21 protein-coding genes are annotated in these 20,001 nt (G+C 36.7%); all 21 read right to left on the bottom strand.

Features of this window, described 5'->3' with window-relative positions; all coding sequences use genetic code 11:
• Nucleotides 1–22: 22 nt before the first annotated feature.
• Nucleotides 23–1,405, bottom strand: coding sequence for a nucleoside permease (locus M030_RS0105085; protein WP_027372500.1), 1,383 nt, complete (start codon nt 1,403–1,405; stop codon nt 23–25).
• 22 nt (nt 1,406–1,427) lie between these two features.
• The gene (locus tag M030_RS0105090; protein WP_027372501.1) at nt 1,428–2,027 is read right to left on the bottom strand and encodes a bifunctional nuclease family protein; all 600 of its coding nucleotides are present in this window, start codon (nt 2,025–2,027) and stop codon (nt 1,428–1,430) included.
• Nucleotides 2,028–2,207: 180 nt separating this feature from the next.
• Nucleotides 2,208–3,155 carry an electron transfer flavoprotein subunit alpha/FixB family protein gene (locus tag M030_RS0105095; protein ID WP_027372502.1) on the bottom strand — a complete coding sequence of 316 codons (948 nt, stop codon included), beginning with the start codon at nt 3,153–3,155 and terminating at the stop codon, nt 2,208–2,210.
• Nucleotides 3,156–3,197: 42 nt separating this feature from the next.
• The gene (locus M030_RS0105100) at nt 3,198–3,944 is read right to left on the bottom strand and encodes an electron transfer flavoprotein subunit beta/FixA family protein (protein WP_027372503.1); all 747 of its coding nucleotides are present in this window, start codon (nt 3,942–3,944) and stop codon (nt 3,198–3,200) included.
• A 197-nt stretch (nt 3,945–4,141) separates the two neighbouring features.
• Entirely contained in the window at nt 4,142–4,849 is a 708-nt protein-coding gene (locus M030_RS0105105; RefSeq protein WP_027372504.1) for an SDR family oxidoreductase, read from the bottom strand.
• A 359-nt stretch (nt 4,850–5,208) separates the two neighbouring features.
• On the bottom strand, nt 5,209–6,126 hold the full coding sequence (locus M030_RS0105110; protein WP_027372505.1) for a T9SS type A sorting domain-containing protein: 918 nt from the start codon (nt 6,124–6,126) through the stop codon (nt 5,209–5,211).
• Nucleotides 6,127–6,422: 296 nt separating this feature from the next.
• Nucleotides 6,423–7,802, bottom strand: coding sequence for a dipeptidase (locus tag M030_RS0105115; RefSeq protein ID WP_027372506.1), 1,380 nt, complete (start codon nt 7,800–7,802; stop codon nt 6,423–6,425).
• Nucleotides 7,803–7,970: 168 nt separating this feature from the next.
• Entirely contained in the window at nt 7,971–8,252 is a 282-nt protein-coding gene (locus M030_RS0105120) for a hypothetical protein (protein WP_027372507.1), read from the bottom strand.
• A 129-nt stretch (nt 8,253–8,381) separates the two neighbouring features.
• Nucleotides 8,382–9,539 (bottom strand): class I SAM-dependent methyltransferase, encoded by a 1,158-nt coding sequence (locus M030_RS0105125; protein ID WP_027372508.1) that lies wholly within the window; start codon nt 9,537–9,539, stop codon nt 8,382–8,384.
• A gap of 337 nt (nt 9,540–9,876) precedes the next feature.
• A complete protein-coding gene (locus M030_RS0105130; RefSeq protein WP_027372509.1) occupies nt 9,877–10,317 on the bottom strand; it encodes a DinB family protein in 441 nt (146 codons plus the stop codon).
• The gene (locus M030_RS0105135) at nt 10,317–11,477 is read right to left on the bottom strand and encodes a methylmalonyl-CoA mutase family protein (protein WP_034722106.1); all 1,161 of its coding nucleotides are present in this window, start codon (nt 11,475–11,477) and stop codon (nt 10,317–10,319) included. The genes M030_RS0105130 and M030_RS0105135 overlap by 1 nt, the downstream gene beginning before the upstream one ends.
• 100 nt (nt 11,478–11,577) lie before the next feature.
• The gene (locus M030_RS0105140) at nt 11,578–11,934 is read right to left on the bottom strand and encodes an FtsB family cell division protein (protein ID WP_027372511.1); all 357 of its coding nucleotides are present in this window, start codon (nt 11,932–11,934) and stop codon (nt 11,578–11,580) included.
• 3 nt (nt 11,935–11,937) lie between these two features.
• Nucleotides 11,938–12,552, bottom strand: a complete 615-nt coding sequence (gene udk / locus M030_RS0105145; RefSeq protein ID WP_027372512.1) for a uridine kinase — start codon at nt 12,550–12,552, stop codon at nt 11,938–11,940.
• A 495-nt stretch (nt 12,553–13,047) separates the two neighbouring features.
• Nucleotides 13,048–13,353, bottom strand: a complete 306-nt coding sequence (locus M030_RS0105150) for an ATP-dependent Clp protease adaptor ClpS (protein ID WP_027372513.1) — start codon at nt 13,351–13,353, stop codon at nt 13,048–13,050.
• A gap of 12 nt (nt 13,354–13,365) precedes the next feature.
• The gene (locus M030_RS0105155; protein WP_027372514.1) at nt 13,366–14,724 is read right to left on the bottom strand and encodes a hemolysin family protein; all 1,359 of its coding nucleotides are present in this window, start codon (nt 14,722–14,724) and stop codon (nt 13,366–13,368) included.
• A 268-nt stretch (nt 14,725–14,992) separates the two neighbouring features.
• The gene (atpG, locus tag M030_RS0105160; protein WP_027372515.1) at nt 14,993–15,856 is read right to left on the bottom strand and encodes an ATP synthase F1 subunit gamma; all 864 of its coding nucleotides are present in this window, start codon (nt 15,854–15,856) and stop codon (nt 14,993–14,995) included.
• A gap of 77 nt (nt 15,857–15,933) precedes the next feature.
• Nucleotides 15,934–17,511 (bottom strand): F0F1 ATP synthase subunit alpha, encoded by a 1,578-nt coding sequence (gene atpA / locus M030_RS0105165; protein ID WP_027372516.1) that lies wholly within the window; start codon nt 17,509–17,511, stop codon nt 15,934–15,936.
• Between the two features lie 16 nt (nt 17,512–17,527).
• On the bottom strand, nt 17,528–18,067 hold the full coding sequence (gene atpH / locus M030_RS0105170; RefSeq protein ID WP_027372517.1) for an ATP synthase F1 subunit delta: 540 nt from the start codon (nt 18,065–18,067) through the stop codon (nt 17,528–17,530).
• Nucleotides 18,068–18,069: 2 nt separating this feature from the next.
• On the bottom strand, nt 18,070–18,567 hold the full coding sequence (locus tag M030_RS0105175) for a F0F1 ATP synthase subunit B (protein ID WP_027372518.1): 498 nt from the start codon (nt 18,565–18,567) through the stop codon (nt 18,070–18,072).
• A gap of 83 nt (nt 18,568–18,650) precedes the next feature.
• Entirely contained in the window at nt 18,651–18,845 is a 195-nt protein-coding gene (gene atpE / locus M030_RS0105180; protein ID WP_002979108.1) for an ATP synthase F0 subunit C, read from the bottom strand.
• Nucleotides 18,846–18,894: 49 nt separating this feature from the next.
• Entirely contained in the window at nt 18,895–19,992 is a 1,098-nt protein-coding gene (gene atpB / locus M030_RS0105185) for a F0F1 ATP synthase subunit A (protein ID WP_027372519.1), read from the bottom strand.
• Nucleotides 19,993–20,001: the final 9 nt, after the last annotated feature.

The raw sequence follows: 20,001 nt of genomic DNA on the forward strand, positions 1-20,001 counted from the left end.
TGTATTTTACAATTATATCTGATTAATGACTTACTGAAGATACGTCTTCAGGCTTGTGTTTATGCCTGAACAGTATCGCAAAAAATATGGCAAGAACCAACGCATAGATGGCAAAGGAAAGCCATATCTGCTGCCAGTCTTTTACCATTACGACAGTAGAAAGGCTGCCATCGGTATTTACTACGGTATTGAAACTATTTTTCAAAATCTCAATAAAAGTAGGATTATCTGAAGTTGTATCCAGATAAGCAGACAAATCTGAAGCGGTAGTAAATTTACGGGTAAAGAACTTATCGATAGCCCAGCCTGCAATATAACTTCCAAATACAGCTCCAAAACCATTGGTCATCATCATAAACAATCCTTGTGCTGACGAACGGATCTTCTTATCTGTGGTGGTTTCTACGAAAAGGGAACCTGAGATATTAAAGAAGTCAAAAGCCATCCCGTACACAATGCAGGAAAGAATGATAAGAGATAATCCGAAACCTTCCGGAACTCCGTAGGCAAAGAATCCAAATCTCAACACCCATGCCAGCATAGACATCAGCATTACTTTTTTGATCCCGAATTTCTTCAGGAAGAAAGGAATTGCCAAGATAAACAAGGTTTCTGAAACCTGAGAAATTGACATGATAATGGTTGATCTCTGTACGACAAAAGAGTCGGCATATTTAGGAAAATGGGCAAATTCACTTAAAAAGACATCTCCATAGGCGTTCGTTAGCTGAAGTGCTGCTCCCAAAAGCATGGAAAATAAAAAGAATAATGCCATTTTATAGCTTCCAAAAAGCTTAAATGCATTTAATCCTAACTGTTCGGATAACGGAGAGTTTTTATCGATTAATTTTTGCGGAGGACATTTCGGTAAGGTAAGCGCATAGATTCCTAAAAATATAGCTACCGCACCTCCAATGTAAAACTGACCTTCTGTTGCTTTGTTTCCACTAAGATTGGTGATCCACATCGCTACAATAAAACCAATGGTTCCCCACACACGAATCGGCGGAAAATCTTTTACTACATCAAAATTATTATTTTTAAGAATGGTGTAGGAAATTGAGTTGGCCAAAGCAATGGTTGGCATATAAAAACACATTGCGACAAGCATTACCGAAAAAAATGAATTCGGGTCTGCAGAGTGCGGCAAAATGAAAAGAATAATCCCATACAGGATATGTAATACTGAAAAAATACGCTCGGCGTTTACCCACCGGTCAGCAATAATTCCAGTAATGGTAGGCATGAAAATAGAAGCAATTCCCATGGTTCCGAAGACAGCACCAAACTGTGTTCCTTCCCAGTGTTTTGTGCCAAACCAGAAGTTTGCCATCGTAATCAGCCATGCTCCCCAAACGAAAAACTGGAGAAAACTGAGGATGGTCAGTCGTAATTTTAAATTCATAGTTTATATAAAATATCTCTTTTTAGTCAATTTTCTTTTTCCTCCTCTTGATTTCTTCCTGAATTTCAAGGGCCGTATCATAATCTTCTTCTTTAACAGCATCATCGAGTAATTTCTGAAGCTCTTCCATAGAAAGGGACTTCAGATTATCTTCAGTCTGTACTGTTTCTGAGAAGCCCTGTTCTTCTTTTGAAACATCTTCCAGTTCCAGTAAAATTCCGGCTTCATTTAAAACCTGCTGTGTGGTAAAAATAGGCGCGTCAAATCGTACGGCCATTGCAACAGCATCAGAAGTTCTGGCATCAAGAATGAGTTCTTCTTCGGTAACTTTATTTTTGAAGTTAATATTTGAAAAGAAAACACCATCTACAATTTGGTAAATGATAACAGAAACCAATTCGTAATTGGCAGAAACTATAAATTTTGTGAATAAGTCATGGGTAAGTGGACGCGGTGGATGGATGTCTTTTTCCAGTCCGAGAGAGATAGACTGAGCTTCGAAATTTCCTATAACAACAGGTAATTTTATGTGTGTTTCTTCATGCTCCAGTAACAATGCGTACGCCCCCGATTGGGTTTGGCTGTACGATATTCCGCGAATAATTAGCTGCTTATAATCCATAATTGCAAATATAGATTAATTTTTTATTGTGATTTTACTTTTTACACAAAAATAAAAGCCCGGAAAGCCGAGCTTTTATTGTATTATATCCGATTCAATGGTGATTATGAATTTTCTTTCTCCCATCCTTTGAATAAACAATCGATTGGCGGGTCGGATTCAGTATTACCATTTATCTTTTTATCCTTTTAACGCCTTGATTTTCTCTGTTAATGCAGGAATGATCTGGAAGGCATCTCCTACTACCCCGTAATCGGCAGATTTGAAGAATGGTGCTTCTGCGTCGTTGTTGATTACTACGATAGTTTTTGAAGAGTTTACTCCGGCAAGATGCTGGATAGCTCCTGAAATACCAATAGCAATATAAAGGTTTGGAGCGATAGCTTTCCCCGTTTGTCCCACGTGTTCAGTGTGAGGTCTCCATCCGATATCAGAAACCGGCTTAGAACATGCTGTAGCAGCTCCTAAAACGTTTGCCAGATCTTCAACCATTCCCCAGTTTTCAGGACCTTTCATCCCTCTTCCTGCAGAAACAACGATCTCAGCTTCTTTAAGGTCTAATTTACCTGAGCTCTGCTCATGAGAGATCACTTTAGTGTCTTCATTAGCTACAGAAAGGTTTTTAACTTCTTCTGAACCTGATACAGCGTTTTCTTTAACACCGAAAGCATTCTGAGAAACGGTAACGATTACTCCGTTTCCTTCAGCTTTTGCATGCATGAACCCTTTTCCTGAGAATGCTCTTCTTTTTACCTGGAAAGGCGAAAGGCTTTCAGGAGCTTCCAAAGCATTGGTAATTAAAGAATAATTCTTCATTACTGCCAGCATTGGAGCGATTGAAGAAGCGTCTGTCGTGTGAGGGAAAACGATAATGTTTCCGTCTGCCACTTCGCTTACTGCCTGAGCATATGCTTTAGCAGAGAAGCTTTTAAGACCTTCGTCTTTGATATTGATTACATTGGATGCTCCATATTTGTATAATAAATCTGAAGAATCCGTAGGGTTTACAGAGATTGCCGTAACGGTATCTCCTGCTTTATCTGCAACAGCTTTAGCATAAGAAACTGCTTCAAAAGCTGCTTTTTTGTAAACTCCGTTTATATTTTCTGCGTATACGAATACTGCCATTTTCTTAAATTTAAAGATTAAAAAATTAAAGGATTAAAAAGATTAGATCACTTTAGCTTCCTCGTGAAGCAGTCTTACCAATTCATCTAAATTATCCGGAGAAACCATTTTCACAGCTGCTCTTGCAGGCACGCTGTCATAAGATACTCCCTGAACTTTTACTTCAGAAGAAGTAGGCTCTACCACCTGCAAAGGTTTTGTTCTTGCAGACATAATTCCTCTCATATTAGGAATGATAAGGTCTTTCTCGTCTACTAATCCTTTCTGGCCTGCAATAATTGCCGGTAATTTTACAGAGATAGTTTCTTTACCTCCTTCAATTTCTCTTACTGCAGTAGCTTCACTTCCGTTCACATCCAGTCCTACAGATGCATTTACGAAAGGCTGGTTTAATAATTGGGCCACCATTCCCGGAACAGAGCCTCCGTTATAATCGATAGATTCTTTACCACAAAGAATCAGGTCATATCCTCCGTTTTGAGCTACTGCAGCGATTTCTTTCGCTGTAGAATAGCTGTCTTTAGGATCAAGATTTACTCTTACAGCATCATTAGCTCCGATCGCTAAAGCTTTTCTGATGACAGGTTCTGTAGCGGCATCTCCAACATTAATTACTGTTACGGTAGCCCCCTGAGATTCCTGAAGTTTAATTGCCTTTGTCAACGCAAATTCGTCTAGCGGGTTGATTACCCACTGAATTCCGTTTTTGTCGAAAGCAGATTTATCTGCTGTAAAGTTAATTTTGGAAGTAGTATCCGGAACACTACTAATACAAACTAATATTTTCATATGTTGTTCTTAATTTTTTTATTTGGTAGATGTAACCTTTCGGTTGCATGTGTACTATTTTATTTTCCCTCTCCAGGCACAAAATATTGAAAGTTTATGCAGAGATTTTGTTCGAATTAATTTTTGCTAATATAAATAAAAAATATATTATGCATGCATAATACTTATTAATTTATTATTCAATACATTAAATGTACTTATTTAGCAGGTTGTGTTGCTCTAAACTCTATTTTGCTGGGCAAAACCCTCGGATTCATCTTTACAATATCCAGTATCAGATCTCCCATATCCTGTGGCTGAATCTTCCAGCTGTCTTTTTCCGAAGGAGTATTTCCGTTGAAATGAGTGGCAACGGAACCCGGCATGATCACAGTTGATTTGATGTTATATTTTCTAAGGTCAATCATAGCAGCCTGTGTAAAACCTACTACACCGAATTTTGACGCATTATATCCTGTTCCGTTTTCAAAGAAATTGGCGCCTGCCAGGCTTGAAATCGTGATATAATAGCCTTCGGTCTTTTTAAGCTGTTCCACAGATGCTTTTAAAGTATAAAAAACACCTGTCAGGTTTGTGTCTATCATATCATTCCATTCTTCAGCTGTAAGCTCGTCTACAGGCTTAAATATCCCCAGCCCTGCGTTGGCAATCACATAATCAAGTCTTCCGAATTTTTCAAGCACGTACCGTACTGCTTCCTGCTCGCTTTCAAGACTTCTCACGTCGGAAACAATCCCCAGTACATTTTCCGAAAACTGTCTGAGTTCTTCCTCAGCTTTCAAGACATCTTCTCTCTTTCTTCCTGAAAACGCTACGGAAATACCATTTTCAAGCAAAACTTTAGCAATCCCGAACCCTATTCCTTTGGTTCCTCCCGTTATATAAGCTGTTTTAATTTCTGACATACGTAAAATTTAATGCTCTAAAATAACAAAAACGCTCCAATTGGAGCGCTACAATGAGACTAAGATTTATCAGTTATTTTTTATAAACTTCATAGCGGTTTTACCTTCATCTGTTTCCATAGTAATAAGATAACTTCCGGCCATCAGATTTTTAAATTTGTCTATGAAAGGTAGAAACTCTCCTATTGTATTCCAAACTAAAAATGCAAATAGTATGAAAACAAGCCAGAATGAGCAATAAAAAGGTATTTAACTTGTTTAATTTTAAAAAAAAATCAGTTTTGATGAATATTTTACAGTTTCGGAAATTAAAAAACAAATCACCATTTCCATTTTTTACAATACAATATAAACTTTACTTATTTTTTTATAAACTTCTCTGTAAAAATTTTGGCATCTGTTTCTATAGTAAGAATATATTCTCCCGCAGGTAAGTCCTCTACTTTTATCTGATTTTCATGGAGCCTGACATCAACGCTTTTCCCCGTCAGTTCGATGGCTTTTACCTGTCTGATCTTATGTAGGGTCCTTATTTTCACCACATCTGATGAGGGATTCGGATAAAGCTGTATCTCCTTTTCAGCCGGCTTAGAATCTTTGACAGCCATCATCAGTTCGGTATTGATCTTAATATTATCCACATACGCTGTCCCTACAGCATTGTCGTGTACAAAACGGAGCTGATCAATATTAACGGGATTTACAACCGTTCCTGTGAAAACCTGTACGTCATTAAGATAGTATTTTACCTCCGCAGGCGTCCCGACTACCTTGAATCTGTACCATGTATCAGGAGACCAGTTTCCTGAAGCCGGAACAAGTGTCTGAATTCCTGACAGTGTATGTAAAACTTTGATCCCACCTGTGTTGTCAAAATCCATCCTGACAATATATTGCTCTCCGAGAGCATCCATCGCCTGAAATCCAAACACGGAACCATCAAGCTGGGACATATTAATATCAAATGAAACGGAGAAGTTCGAAAAATCAAGAGGCGTCTGCAGGTTGTAAAATCCTCCGATAATGGGTTGCGTCTGAGTTCCAAAAACCGGTTCTTTAACGATCTTTAGAGAATAGTTACCAGCACTGGCCATATCCTGACTGATCATCTGATGGGTTACATTGGCGGGTATATCTCCTGTTGGAGTGCTGATCCACAATCCCTGCCCGTTAATATCACCTGTTGTAAAGCCTTCATAATCTTCAAAAGAGACTGATTGTTGTGCTATAGAAAGCGCAGAAAGCAAAGAAAATGCAATTGAGTAAAATGTTTTCATAAAATTCAAGTTTTGTATTAAAATTATAAACTTTCCTTGAATAGTGAAATAACTTACTAATAAATAAAAATAAATCATTTATTATCAATTAATTTAATTTTTATTAACTAATAATTCAAACTTATAACATTATTAAGTATAAAGTAAAAACATCTGTCTTCTTTTCTGTAAATAAATATTTTGCCAGCGATACATGGAATCTAGTGAGAGAGAAACCAGGTTTTCCTGCATACTTCCCTAAACTAAAACAAGCCGTCTCATTTCTGAAACAGCTTGTTTTTATAGGAAGCAAAATGCTATTTTGAATAGTTTTCAAAGAATAGCGGAATACTTTCAATCCCTTTATAGAAATTAAATAATCCGTAATGCTCATTTGGTGAGTGGATGGCATCAGAATCTAATCCGAATCCCATCAACACAGATTTAGCATTTAAAACTTTCTCAAACATGGCTGTGATCGGAATACTTCCTCCACTTCTGTAAGGTAATACCTCTTTACCGAAAGCGGTTTCCATAGCTTTTTTAGCTGCTAAAAACTCTTTAGTATCACTCTGTAATACGTAAGGCATTCCTCCATGATGAGGAGTTACTTTAACTTTTACGGTATCCGGAGCAATTTTTTCAAAATATTTTGTGAATTTCTCTGTAATTTCTTCCGGAGTCTGATAAGGAACCAGACGCATTGAGATTTTAGCAAAAGCTTTTGAAGGAATTACTGTTTTGGCGCCTTCTCCTGTATATCCTCCCCAAATACCATTACAGTCAAGGGTAGGACGAATGGAAGCTCTTTCAAGGGTGGTATACCCTTTTTCTCCTTCAATATTGCTTAATCCGATTGATTTTTTGTATTCTTCAGGATTATCCTTCAGTTTGTTCATTTCTGCTCTGTCAGCGTCTGAGACAACTTCCACATTATCGTAGAAGCCATCAATGGTAATATGTCCGTCTTCGTCAATAAGGTTGGCAATCATTCTTGAAAGCACATGAATAGGATTTGGCACTGCCCCTCCGTAAAGTCCTGAATGTAAGTCCCTGTTTGGTCCTTCCACCTCTACTTCAACGTAGCTTAGTCCCCTTAAACCTGTGGTTACAGTGGGCTGTTCATTGCTGTAGATATGAGTATCTGAGATCAGAATACAGTCACAAGATAATTTTTCCTTATTCTCGTTAACGAAATCCCCAAGACTTACCGATCCTACTTCTTCTTCTCCTTCAAGGATGAATTTAACGTTACAAGGAAGCGTATTGGTTTTCATCATGGCTTCAAAAGCCTTTAAATGCATAAAAAACTGACCTTTATCATCGGCTGATCCCCTTGCAAAAATAGCGCCTTCAGGATGTAGCTCAGTTTTCTCGATATAAGGTTCGAAAGGTGGTTTTCTCCATAATTCCAACGGATCTGCAGGCTGCACATCATAATGTCCGTATACCAGTACCGTAGGAAGGTTTTTATCAATGATTTTCTCTCCAAAAACGATAGGATACCCTTTGGTTTCGCAGATTTCAACATTGTCGGCACCTGCGTTTCTAAGATGCTCTGCGCATACATCCGCACATTTCAACACATCGTTTTTATAGGCAGGATCTGCGGAAATAGAAGGGATTCTCAATAACTCAAATAATTCATCTACGAAACGCTGTTTGTTTTCGTTGATGTAATTTAATGTCTCTTGCATTGTAAAAATTTGTTTGGTTAAAATTAAAAAAAATGCCTTGCAGGAACAAGCAAAACAAAGGATTTTTCCAATAAATCACTTCAATCGCATTCATGACCCGGTTAATCATTTTTTGTAATAAAAAAATGCCCTGTAGCAAACAGGGCATTGTATATTGTATACTAATAATTAGTGTTCAGCTTTTGGAGCTTTTTCTGCTTCAGCAGGTTTTGCAGCAGCACTGTCTTTTTTAGGTGCTTCAGCTTCAGGCTTTACAGCAGCAGCCTCCTCTTTGTGATCTGCAGCAGCTTCATGACCGTTTCCGTGAGCTTCTGCACCTCCCTGAGGATCATCTGAGTATCTTTCTACTCCATCTTCCAGCTTTATAACTGCTTTATTTCCTCCTTCCGGCACTTTTTTACAGCTTACAGCTACAGTTGCAATCGCTAAACATATAACTAATTTTTTCATATGTAAATTTATTTTTTAAAAGTTCATATGGAATCGCACTTTATTCTGATTACCTAAACAGCGGGCGATTTCATGCTTAAATTTTTGATTGCCCAAAAGTAAGAAATCCTGCTTTTTTCGGCAACATTTTTAGACTGATTTTAATATAATTTTTCCTTTTTTGGATTGTGTAAAAATAAGGTAGTCCTTTCCACCGTCTTTTAAGCCATATTTCTTTTTGATTTCTTCGGGTTTTAAAGGATAGTTTTTTGAAATAATATTAAACTGCTCTTTCTTTTTAATTTCTTTAGAATCAATCATTTTCATTTCAAAAATCCGTCCCGGAAAATTTTTCACCTTTTCCGAAGACGTATAAAAATGACTGTTGGGATGTAGTTTTTTTAATCCGAATTTCTGAGAAATTAAATTAAATACACCAGCCTTTAAAATGGAGTTATTGGGAATATAAATGAATTTTTCAGGATCAGTGTATTCCGACTGGGCGTTTTCTTCTTCCCCAAATTCATATGTAAAGACAGATTCTCCGCTTTCAAGATTCACACAATGGCAGATAATATCCTTCGAAACCTCTTTTGATAAAAAAGCAACGACTTCCTTCACATCATTTTTTAACGCAATGATATCAATCCTGAAGATATCCGGTACAACAGAGATAAGATACTTGAGATCAATTAACGGAGATAATTTGATCACTACCTCAGAGGAAATGGACAATAATTTTTCCTGAATTTCAAGGATGTTCGGAGAAAGGTCTTCTAAAAGGAAAACTTTATTTTTATTCTGGTCTCTTCTTGCAGGATCGAGATAAATCACGTCGAATACCTCATGATTTTCTTCTAAAAAATCTTCCAGTTTTCTGTTGATAAATCTTGCCTTCCTACCTAGGACACTCCAATTATGCTCTACAGTCTCCAAAAGTTCAGCATTTTGCTCTATTAAAGTGATGTCTTCAAAATTCTGAGATAAATACCAGGCATCAATTCCAAACCCACTTGTAAGATCGATAAATTTCTTCCCCCGCAGGATCTCAGATTTGTAGAGAGCTGTTTTTTCGGATGAAGATTGCTCCAGATTGAGTTGTGGAGGAAAAATGATACCTTCTTTCAGTAAAAACGGAAATTTCTTTTCTGCCACCTGCTTTCCTTTAATCTGTTGCACAATTTCATGCATGGAAACCTCAGGAAACGGAGATTTTTTTAACAGTAATGAGTGCAGATCAGTTTTTAGATTTGCACTGATATAGGTTTGAATGTCTTTATTTAGTAATGTATTTCCCACAAATAGCATGGATTTTCAAAGATGATTATGCTTAAATCAGTTAAAATGAAAAGATTGTTCTTTACATTTTTCAAGATTATTTTATATTCCCTTTTAATCTAAATCACCATTTATTTCTTAAAGATGTTTTCATCAATAGGATCAGTGTTAAAATGCTCCAGTTTAAATCTGTAAGCCTCAAAATACCTGATTCGATAAAAATACATCTGAATTCAATGTCATTGGAGGTTGAGTCTCGGTTTTAAGCCGTTATTTTCAAGTTTATAAGCTAAAAATTTTGATAAAATTTCTCCTATAGTTCCGGCCCTGGCTCAAAATCTTGTTAGAAAATGACGATGTAATCAAATTACCTCTTATAGAAAATATAGTCCGTTAATATCGGTGCCAAGCCATTCTGCTTAAGCAAAGAATTAATTTGCCCCCTGTGATAAGTAGAATGGTTCACTGCATGAAAAAGCATTTCAAAAATACTATTTTCAAATTTTGTTCCTCTTGAATTCTGATATTCTATTCTTTTATCCAAATCAAGGTTACTGATAATGTCTATACTTTTAAGAAAATTCTTATGATCAATCTCCTGCAGGGACTCCAGAGGATTGATCTGCCAGACCTCAAAGGTAGATTCTCCCAGTATCCTGGCATTCCAGATCTGTTGTGCGTTAAGGGTATGATTAATCAGACTGATTGTTTTATCATCTATCAGTTTTCTGTTCTCAGAAATAACTTTAATCATTTCAGCATTGAAATGATGAGTGTACTCAAATAAATCTATCAGTTTTTCTTTCATTATTCAAACATTTCTGCCCAACGAACGGCTTTTATTTCTTTTTCGTTGTATAGATCTGCGATCGACTTTTTGACGTCCAATTTGGGGTATAAATTCACTCCGATCAGCTTTATTTTACCTTCTTCAATCCACTGCTGTTCTTTAACTGCATGATCGTAGATTTTTTTCTGGATAATTCCTTGACGTAACAACTCAAGATATCCACCGGTTTCTTCTATTTCTACAAATAAAGCCCAGGATTTTTCAGCGATCTGTCTGGTGATGTCTTCCACATAATAACTTCCGTTGGAAGCGTCTTCAAACACATTGATGATACTTTCGTATGCTAAAACAATCTGCTGTTTAAAAGATATCTCCTCTGAATTACCGGTACTTCTGTCTACAAGGTAATTGTTTGAGAATACCGCATCTGCCCCACCAATCATAGCCGAAGCAAGTTCAAGGGTGGAACGGATCAGGTTGTTCTCGTTATCAGAGACCGCTTTGTTTCTTAAAGAGGTTTCTGCAAAAATGTAAGGAACTTCGTCCAGCCCATATTCTTTGGAAAGCTGGTTAAAAACTATTTTAAAAGCTCTTAATTTTGCCATTTCAAAGAAATAATTTCCTCCTACAGCGATTCTGAAAACTAGTTGATTGATAATATCAGTGCCATATTTCTCAACCAGTTCTTTAGTTTTGGCAAGTGCGATACCAAGCTGTTGATAGATAGCTGCTCCTGCATTCTGATGCAAGGACACATCTACGCAAATGCTTCTTTTGAATTCTTTTGCCAACAGTTCTTTCGCCAATTGATCATCAATACTTCCCTCATGCTCATTAAATACATCGATCAAAGAAAAGTACTGGTCTTCTTCTTTGGGACTGATGTGTCCTGCAAGATCTTTGTTGTTAACAAAAATGGTCTTTTCTTCCAGGTTTTCAACGTTCTGATCAAAAATAAATGCAAATACTTCTTCTTCCAGACTTTCATGGTAGCTGGCTACGAGATGGGTGCTTTCTTCAACTCTCGGTAGGTTCACCAAAGGTTTCTTAACTTCTGTATAAAAGGGTTTTACTTCTATTCCTTCAAGGTTTTCTTTTTCTAAAATAGGGTAAATATCCTCCGTTTTAAGCTGTTTTTTTACTAAGCTTTCCCAGTTTGGAAGTGTATTATCTGACATTAGTTTTATGTATTTGTGAATGGTCAACGGTGAATGGTCTGAAATGGAGAGGCAAAAGCCTACTGACCAGTCACCATTGATCTGATTTATTCAACTTTTATTATTTTTTGGCGACTTTTGTACTGTCTACTACCAAAATGAAGATCTCTTCATTCGGCTTTTTCATAAAATAATTTTCTCTTGCGTATTTTTCTTTTTCTGATTTGTTGTTCATCAGTTTTTTATAAAAAGCATCGTTCTTCTCGTATTCTTTTTTGTAATACTGCAGCTGCTCTTCATATTTATGAATCTCACCATTCAGTTCATTGATCACAAGAAATGAGGTTTTGTCAAAGAAAATCATCCATACCAAAAACAGACAGATCGTAATGGTATATTTATTCAGAACATATTTTTGGATAAGTTTGAATGTTTCAGATTTCGGCTGAATGTCTTTGATAAGTTTGTTTTCTTCCATTTTTTAATGTTTTTTCAACGAGTTTTTAATAACGGTAGTTAAAAAATCAATGGCTACGGAATTCTGTTTCATATTGGGGATAATAAGATCGGCATCATTTTTAGATGGCTCGATGAATTCCTGGTGCATTGGTTTCAAAGTGGTCTGGTAGCGATGGAGGACTTCACTCAGATCTCTTCCTCTTTCCTGGGTATCTCTTCTGATCCTCCTTATCAGCCTTTCATCAGAATCTGCATGAACGAAAACTTTCAGATCAAATTCTTTCAGTAATTCTTTATTGGTCAATACAAGAATTCCTTCTACTACCAATACATTTTTAGGTTCTACAGTGACATGATCTCCTGTTCTGGAATGTGTTACAAAGCTATAAATCGGCTGTTCGATAGACTCGTTATTTTTTAAAGCTTTCACATGTTTTATCAGCAATTCAAAATCTATGGACTTCGGGTGATCATAATTGAGCGCTTCCCTTTCTGTCAGAGTAAGATTTGGATTATCATGATAATAATTATCCTGAGAAAGGATATTCATTCCTTCAATATCAAGCTGCTGAAGTATCTTGTCAACAACTGTAGTTTTGCCGGATCCTGTACCACCGGCAATTCCTATTACAAGCATTATTTTTTGTTTCTTTATAGTTGGTACAAATATACTATTTTCGATAAAATGTGACAATGCAGAGAGCGAAATTGAGTAATCAGGAAATTCTTATATTCTGAAGGTAAAGAAATTAGTCGCAAAAATTATGACAATCTCAAAAGTTGGGTGGGTTTACATGAAAAAACTGCTTTTTTAGCTTTAATCTTTTTCTTTAAACGCCAGGAATACGCTGGGATTTATAAAATTGTATGAATATTTTTCTTTCGCAAGGGTATTTCAGCAATGGACCTGACTAAGTGCTTATGCTATGCGAACGGAGCTTTTACTCTTTTAATTAATAACTTTAAGAACTCTGTATTAAAATAATTTATGAGCACAATAAGAACCGAAGGTCAATTTAGAATACTCATATCATAAGATTCTTCCTTCATCGGAATGACAATAGCATATCTTGGAGTATCCATAAAAAGTTTTCACAAAAAAACCCGGTCAAAATATGGACCGGGAATTTTTTTATACGATTTCACTTGTTAATTCGCGTGAAAGTAATTTTTCGTGCATGGGCTTCAAAATATCTAATGAGCCAGTTTTTACGGTACATTTGCCCTTATAGTGGACAAGAATTGTACATTGTTCTGCCTGTTCCAGGGTATGCTTACATATTTCAATCAGGCTATCGATTACATAATCGAAGGTATGAACATCATCATTATGCAGCACCAGTTTATAAACGTCATCCGTATCATCCAGTACAAGAACTTCTTCTTCGTACTGACGTTTCGGGTTTTCGTAATCTTTTATTGTATTGTAAAAATTCATTTCAGCTGTTTTTTAAACTTCACCAATTTTGTCTGCCAGGCTATCTATGGCATTCGGTTCCTGATATACAAGCTCTACAAGTTCAACGCTTTTATTGTTCATTTTCAAAATTTTGAAATGATAGTTGTCAAGATCAAATTCCTGGTTTTCTTCAGGAATTTCTTCCAGCTCATACAGAATAAATCCTGCCAATGAGTTGTATTCGCTTTCTTCGGAAAGAGGCAGTTTTTTAGGCAAGAATTCGTTGATTTCATCCAATGGCTGTGTAGCCTGTACCCAATAGGTATTCTCGGCTATTTTATCAACAATCTTCTCTTCATCATCTTCTTCATCCTGTATTTCACCTACCAGTTCTTCTAGGATGTCTTCTAAGGTAATGATACCTTCTGTACCTCCAAATTCGTCGATAACAATAGCAATGTGCTGCTTTTTAAGCTGGAAAGTTTTCAATAAGTCTGAAACTTTTTTGCTTTCCACCACGAAAAAGGCGTCACGCATCAGGTCTTTAAGGTCTTCATGATCCAGATCTCCCTTTCTTTTCACGAATTCTCTTATAATTTCCTTAGTGTAGAAAATTCCGATCACATTATCAATAGAATCAAGGTATACCGGGATACGTGAATATCCGCTATCCATAATTTTGTTGATGATATCATTTACATCCTCTTCAAAGTCGATGGACGTAATATTTTGTCTTGGAACCATGATCTGTTTGGCAGAGTGATCTGTAAAATCAAATGCATTTTTAATGATCTCATAGTTCTCTTCTTCAATTTCCCCACTGTCTGCACTCTGTTTTACCAAAAGCTGAAGCTCTTCCGTAGAGTGAATTTCCTGCTCAGAAGCCGGATGTATTTTGATCAGTCTTAAGAAACCATTTGACATTGAGTTCATCAACCAGATAAACGGTTTGAAAATCGTGTAAAAAATTCTCAACGGGACAGCGGTTGCCATCGTGGTAGCTTCCGATTTTCTGATCGCAATTGATTTGGGAATAAGCTCACCAAATACAATATGCATGATGGTAATCAGTACAAAACTGATGATCAGTGAAACCGAAGTAATGGTTGCCTGGCTCATCTCAAAATTGAGAGAATGGAAAATATTTTCAACAATATGATGCAAAGCACTTTCTCCTACCCAACCCAGGGCAAGGGAAGCCAATGTAATTCCTAACTGAGTAGCAGAAAGATATTCATCAAGGTGTTTGATAATATGCTCTGCCTGTTTTGCCATAGAGTCTCCCTCAGCGGCTTTTAATTGAATTTGAGAGTAACGAACTTTAACAATTGAAAATTCTGCGGCTACGAAGAAGCCATTGAGTAAAACAAGAAATAAGGCCAGCAAAAGCCTGACTATGTCCGAGTCCATTTAGAAGTTGTATAAATTTTATTAAGTACAAAGATATGTAAAATATAAATAACCTGAATCTGCTATATCTTTTTTCAATGAGGATTTTTGAAAGATAAAAATGAAGCTTTATAATATATGTATTTTGAATAAAAAAAATATTCTAATATCTTTCCTTCAAAACATGCATTACAGACGATTTTACAGTATCAAATATCGTTTTTAAACTTTTTCACATAAAAAAAGCACCGATAGTATCGATGCTTTTTTATTATATCAGAATAATTCTTTACGAATTTTTCAAAGCTTCTGCTCCGGAAACAATTTCCAAAATTTCATTGGTAATTGCAGCCTGTCTTGCTTTGTTGTAGAAGATCACAAGATCATTCTTTAAAGCCTGAGCGTTGTCTGTTGCTTTGTGCATTGCCGTCATTCTCGCTCCGTGCTCTGATGCTATTGAATCTAAGATTGCTTTGAAGATCTGAGTTTTGATAGACTTTGGAATCAAATTATCAAGAATCTCAGCTCTGTTCGGTTCAAAGATATAGTCTGTTTCAACCTCTGATTCTGTGTTTTCAGGCATTGAGATCGGAAGAACCTGTTCTGTAGTTACTTCCTGAGTTGCAGCATTAACGAATTTATTGTAAATAACATATACTTCGTCAAATTTCCCTTCTGTGAAACTTGTCATTACTCCTTCAACAATGTGAGCAACAGTATCAAAGTTCATGTTATCATACACAGAGCTTCCATTGGCATATACCGTACGACTTTTTCTTACTGCATCATATACCTTTTTTCCAACAGGAAGAACTTCAATCTCATATTGAGAATTGTTCTGAAACTGAAGGTTAAGCTCTTTTACGATTGAAGAGTTAAAAGCTCCCGCAAGACCTCTGTTTGAAGTAACAGCGATGAAAAGTATTCTTTTAACCTCTCTTTTCTGAGCATATACAGAAATCTGATCAGGATCTGAGCTAGAATTTACATTCTGGATAAGCTCCTGTAATTTTTCAGAATATGGTCTTAGCATTACGATTGCATCCTGTGCTTTTTTAAGTTTCGCAGCGGAAACCATTTTCATAGCACGTGTAATCTGCATCGTAGATGAAATTGACGTAATTCTGCCTCGTATTTCTTTTAAGTTTGCCATTAATGTGGGTTCAAAGTTTAAGGTCTAAAGTTTAAGGCTTAAAACATTATATTTTAAACCTTAAACATTGAATTTTTTTAGTTGTATTTAGAAGCTAAATCGTTAGCTGCCTGCTTAAGAACGCTTGTAATATCATTATCGATTTTCCCAGCTTTAATTGCAGCCATTGTATCAGGGTGCTTGGATCTTAGGAATTCGATGTATTCAGTTTGGAATTCTTTTACTTTTCTGATAGGAACGTTTCTCAACAAGTTCTCAGTACCTGCGTAGATCATAGCTACCTGGCTGTCTACAGGAAGTGGAGAGTTAACCGGCTGCTTAAGAAGCTCTACGTTTCTTTCTCCTTTAGAAATTACTGCCAAAGTAGAAGCATCAAGGTCAGAACCGAATTTAGCAAACGCTTCCAGCTCCTTGTACTGAGCCTGGTCAAGCTTCAATGTACCGGAAACTTTTTTCATTGATTTGATCTGAGCGTTACCTCCTACTCTCGATACAGAGATACCTACGTTGATCGCAGGACGAACCCCTGAGTTGAATAGATCAGACTCCAGGAAGATCTGTCCGTCTGTAATAGAGATTACGTTTGTAGGGATATATGCAGAAACGTCACCAGCCTGAGTTTCGATAATCGGAAGTGCCGTTAATGAACCACCACCTTTTACAATTGGTTTCAGAGACTCTGGTAAGTCATTCATCTGGCTTGCAATATTATCATCAGCGATTACTTTTGCAGCTCTTTCCAATAGTCTTGAGTGAAGATAGAAAACGTCTCCAGGGTAAGCTTCACGGCCCGGTGGTCTTCTTAAAAGTAGAGAAAGCTCACGGTAAGCAACAGCTTGTTTAGATAAATCATCATAAACGATAAGCGCCGGTCTACCTGTATCTCTGAAGAATTCACCGATAGCAGCACCTGCCATCGCAGAATATACCTGCATTGGAACAGGATCTGATGCGTTAGCCGCAACGATTACAGTATATGCTAAAGCTCCTTTATCAGAAAGAGTTTTAACGATTTGTGCTACAGTAGAAGCTTTCTGACCGATAGCAACATATATACAATATACTGGCTGACCAGCATCAAAGAATTCTTTTTGGTTGATGATCGTATCGATCGCAACAGTAGTTTTACCTGTTTGTCTGTCACCGATGATAAGCTCTCTTTGTCCTCTTCCTACAGGGATCATAGAGTCGATTGCCACGATACCTGACTGTAAAGGCTCAGTTACCGGCTGTCTGAAGATAACTCCAGGAGCCTTTCTTTCCAATGGCATTTCGTATAATTCTCCAGTAATAGGACCTTTACCATCGATAGGGTTACCAAGAGTATCCACTACTCTTCCTAACATTCCTTCTCCTACTTTGATAGAAGAGATTCTGTTTGTTCTTCTTACTGTATCCCCTTCTTTTACTAATTTACTTTCACCAAGTAGAGCAACACCTACGTTGTCTTCTTCAAGGTTAAGTACAATACCTTCTACATCACTAGAAAATTTCACCAACTCTCCGTATTGTACGTTTTCTAACCCGTATACACGAGCAATACCATCACCGATGGTTAAAACTGTACCTACTTCCTCAACGTTTGATTGAGTATCGAAGTTGGCCAATTGCTGTTTTAAGATCGCAGATACTTCTGCCGGATTTATTTCTGCCATTGTATGGTTGTTTTTCTTAATTTAATTGAAAATCTTTTTTAACTTGGTTAAGTTTAGTCTTCACAGATGCATCTACCTGCTGGTCACCTACTCTTAGAACATATCCTCCAAGAATTTCCGGTTTTACAGTCACTGTAAGATCAAAGTTTGAATCAGCATTTACAAGATTGGTGGATCTTAAAATCTGATCAAGGTTTTCTTTTGAAAGCGGAGTTGCTGTGGTAAGCGTTACTCTCTGTACACCGCTAAGATCTTCAACTTTATTGATGAATTCCTGTGCAATGTTTTTCAATTGGTTCTCACGACCGTGTTTGATCACTAATCTGATCAGGTTTTGAGAAGAAACAGATAAACCTTTGAATATTTCGTTTGCTACTTCTATTTTCTTCTTAGAATCGATGTAAGGAGTAAGGAAAAATTTGTTTAAATCTTTAGATTCAGACATTACCTTTACTACATCTTTCATTTCTGAAAATACAGTAGCCGTTTGACCTGCTTCATTGGTGAAGTCAAGTAAACCTTGTGCGTATCTTTTAGCTACTTTAGATGTAAGCATTCTTAGTTAAGGTTTGATTTGTTTAAATAATTTTGAACTAATTCGTTTTGAGCTTCGCTGTTGTCTAATTTTTGTTTCAAGATAGACTCAGCAATGTTCACAGATAAAGTACCGATTTGAGTTTTGATGTCTGCCATGGCAGCATTTTTCTCAGCCTGGATAGTCTGCTTGGCAGCTTCGATCAATTTGTCTCCTTCAGATTTAGCAGCATCTTTAGCTTCTCCTACGATTCTGTCCTTAATCTCTCTAGCTTCTTTAAGGATAGCATCTCTTTCGATTTTAGCTTCACGAATAATTCTTTCGTTATCTTCTTTTAAAGTTTCCATTTCTTTTCTAGCCAATTTAGCTTGATTAAGAGCATCAACAATAGAAGTTTCTCTGTCGTTGATAGACTTTAAAATAGGTTTCCAAGCGAATTTACCTAACAGAAATAATAACGCTAGAAAAATAACAGACTGGATAATAAATAATCCTGATGAAAACTGATGAATTAATTCCATTATATAAATGTATAAATAATTATTACTTTTTTTAAAGAATCATTACCTGCAACCAACCGTTGCAGATAATGATTTGAGTTTAATTAGTTTACTGCGAATAGAGCAGCAAACGCAACACCTTCTACAAGTGCAGCTGCGATAAGCATAGCTGTTTGGATTTTTCCAGATTGTTCAGGTTGTCTAGCGATAGCTTCAAGAGCAGCAGCTCCGATTTTACCAAGACCGATACCTACACCTAGTACTACGATACCAGCACCTACAATTTTAGGGATTTCCATAATATATAATTTTAAAAAATTTGTTTAAATACTATTAATTTCAATTTGATTAGTGAGCTGCGTGGTGTTCATGCTCATGCTCTTCCACTGCCATTCCGATAAACAAAGCGGATAACATCGTAAAGATATATGCCTGAAGGAATGCTACCAATACTTCCAATAAATAAATTACTAATGTTAAGAACGGGAATGCTACACCAGCAATAAAGTTCTTGAATACATAGATCAAACCGATCAAACTCATTACCACGATGTGACCTGCCGTCATGTTGGCAAAAAGTCGGATCATCAATGCAAATGGCTTAGTGATTGTTCCTAATAATTCGATAGGAAGCATGATCAGCTTCATTGGCACTGGTACTCCCGGCATCCAGAAGATGTGTTTCCAGTAATCTTTATTGGCAGAGAATGTAGTAATAAGATATGTAAGGATAGCAAGGAAGAATGTCATTGTAATATTACCTGTAACATTGATTCCGAAAGGCATCAATCCTAAAACGTTAAGGAAAAGAATAAAGAAGAATACCGTCAATAAATAACCCATAAATCTCTTATACTTATGTCCGATGTTTGGAATAGCCACCTCGTCTCTCACAAAAATAATCAGTGGCTCCAAGAATCTTGCTGCTCCTGTAGGGATAGCAGACTTCTTGTAAGATTTAGCCATTCCTGTGAACAACGCCAACATAAAGATTGACACTAATAAAATAATCAGTACACTTTTTGTAATTGAAAGATCTAATGGTTTTTCATTAGTCGGATGACCGTGATCATCAAGAGTTATTGTTCCTGCTGCATCCGTCTTATAAATCTTTTCGTGGTGCAACACATAAAAAGATCCGTCTACTTCAGTCGGCTCACCGTGCATAAAGCCTTCTTTATTACTCATGAAAGCGTGAAAACCGTTATCATAAATAATAACCGGAAGAGGGAAACCGATATGGTGACCATCTTTGTCAACCATCAATGTGAAATCATGAGCATCCAATAAGTGATGATCGATGAATTCTTTGTTTTCTTTACTTACTTTGTCTTTCTCTGAAAGCTCTTGAGCAGGAGCCGCCCCAGCAGTAGCCTCGCCGTGCTGTGCAGACACCAAGTTTAATACAAAAATACTGTAGAATAAAACTGCGAATTTCTTAAACATTGATAGGTT

This window comes from Chryseobacterium sp. UNC8MFCol, from assembly GCF_000482305.1.
GTDB lineage: Bacteria > Bacteroidota > Bacteroidia > Flavobacteriales > Weeksellaceae > Chryseobacterium > Chryseobacterium indologenes.

What these genes read in the sequence shown, in the direction of transcription:
- M030_RS0105105 (WP_027372504.1), bottom strand. Translation starts at nt 4,849, where the DNA reads ATGTCAGAAATTAAAACAGCTTATATAACGGGAGGAACCAAAGGAATA.
- M030_RS0105090 (WP_027372501.1), bottom strand. Translation starts at nt 2,027, where the DNA reads ATGGATTATAAGCAGCTAATTATTCGCGGAATATCGTACAGCCAAACC.
- atpG (WP_027372515.1), bottom strand. Translation starts at nt 15,856, where the DNA reads ATGGCAAACTTAAAAGAAATACGAGGCAGAATTACGTCAATTTCATCT.
- M030_RS0105110 (WP_027372505.1), bottom strand. Translation starts at nt 6,126, where the DNA reads ATGAAAACATTTTACTCAATTGCATTTTCTTTGCTTTCTGCGCTTTCT.
- M030_RS0105120 (WP_027372507.1), bottom strand. Translation starts at nt 8,252, where the DNA reads ATGAAAAAATTAGTTATATGTTTAGCGATTGCAACTGTAGCTGTAAGC.
- atpH (WP_027372517.1), bottom strand. Translation starts at nt 18,067, where the DNA reads ATGCTTACATCTAAAGTAGCTAAAAGATACGCACAAGGTTTACTTGAC.
- M030_RS0105175 (WP_027372518.1), bottom strand. Translation starts at nt 18,567, where the DNA reads ATGGAATTAATTCATCAGTTTTCATCAGGATTATTTATTATCCAGTCT.
- M030_RS0105150 (WP_027372513.1), bottom strand. Translation starts at nt 13,353, where the DNA reads ATGAATTTTTACAATACAATAAAAGATTACGAAAACCCGAAACGTCAG.
- M030_RS0105085 (WP_027372500.1), bottom strand. Translation starts at nt 1,405, where the DNA reads ATGAATTTAAAATTACGACTGACCATCCTCAGTTTTCTCCAGTTTTTC.
- atpA (WP_027372516.1), bottom strand. Translation starts at nt 17,511, where the DNA reads ATGGCAGAAATAAATCCGGCAGAAGTATCTGCGATCTTAAAACAGCAA.
- M030_RS0105095 (WP_027372502.1), bottom strand. Translation starts at nt 3,155, where the DNA reads ATGGCAGTATTCGTATACGCAGAAAATATAAACGGAGTTTACAAAAAA.
- M030_RS0105115 (WP_027372506.1), bottom strand. Translation starts at nt 7,802, where the DNA reads ATGCAAGAGACATTAAATTACATCAACGAAAACAAACAGCGTTTCGTA.
- M030_RS0105135 (WP_034722106.1), bottom strand. Translation starts at nt 11,477, where the DNA reads ATGTCAGATAATACACTTCCAAACTGGGAAAGCTTAGTAAAAAAACAG.
- atpE (WP_002979108.1), bottom strand. Translation starts at nt 18,845, where the DNA reads ATGGAAATCCCTAAAATTGTAGGTGCTGGTATCGTAGTACTAGGTGTA.
- atpB (WP_027372519.1), bottom strand. Translation starts at nt 19,992, where the DNA reads ATGTTTAAGAAATTCGCAGTTTTATTCTACAGTATTTTTGTATTAAAC.
- M030_RS0105130 (WP_027372509.1), bottom strand. Translation starts at nt 10,317, where the DNA reads ATGAAAGAAAAACTGATAGATTTATTTGAGTACACTCATCATTTCAAT.
- M030_RS0105100 (WP_027372503.1), bottom strand. Translation starts at nt 3,944, where the DNA reads ATGAAAATATTAGTTTGTATTAGTAGTGTTCCGGATACTACTTCCAAA.
- udk (WP_027372512.1), bottom strand. Translation starts at nt 12,552, where the DNA reads ATGCTTGTAATAGGAATTGCCGGTGGTACAGGATCCGGCAAAACTACA.
- M030_RS0105125 (WP_027372508.1), bottom strand. Translation starts at nt 9,539, where the DNA reads ATGCTATTTGTGGGAAATACATTACTAAATAAAGACATTCAAACCTAT.
- M030_RS0105155 (WP_027372514.1), bottom strand. Translation starts at nt 14,724, where the DNA reads ATGGACTCGGACATAGTCAGGCTTTTGCTGGCCTTATTTCTTGTTTTA.
- M030_RS0105140 (WP_027372511.1), bottom strand. Translation starts at nt 11,934, where the DNA reads ATGGAAGAAAACAAACTTATCAAAGACATTCAGCCGAAATCTGAAACA.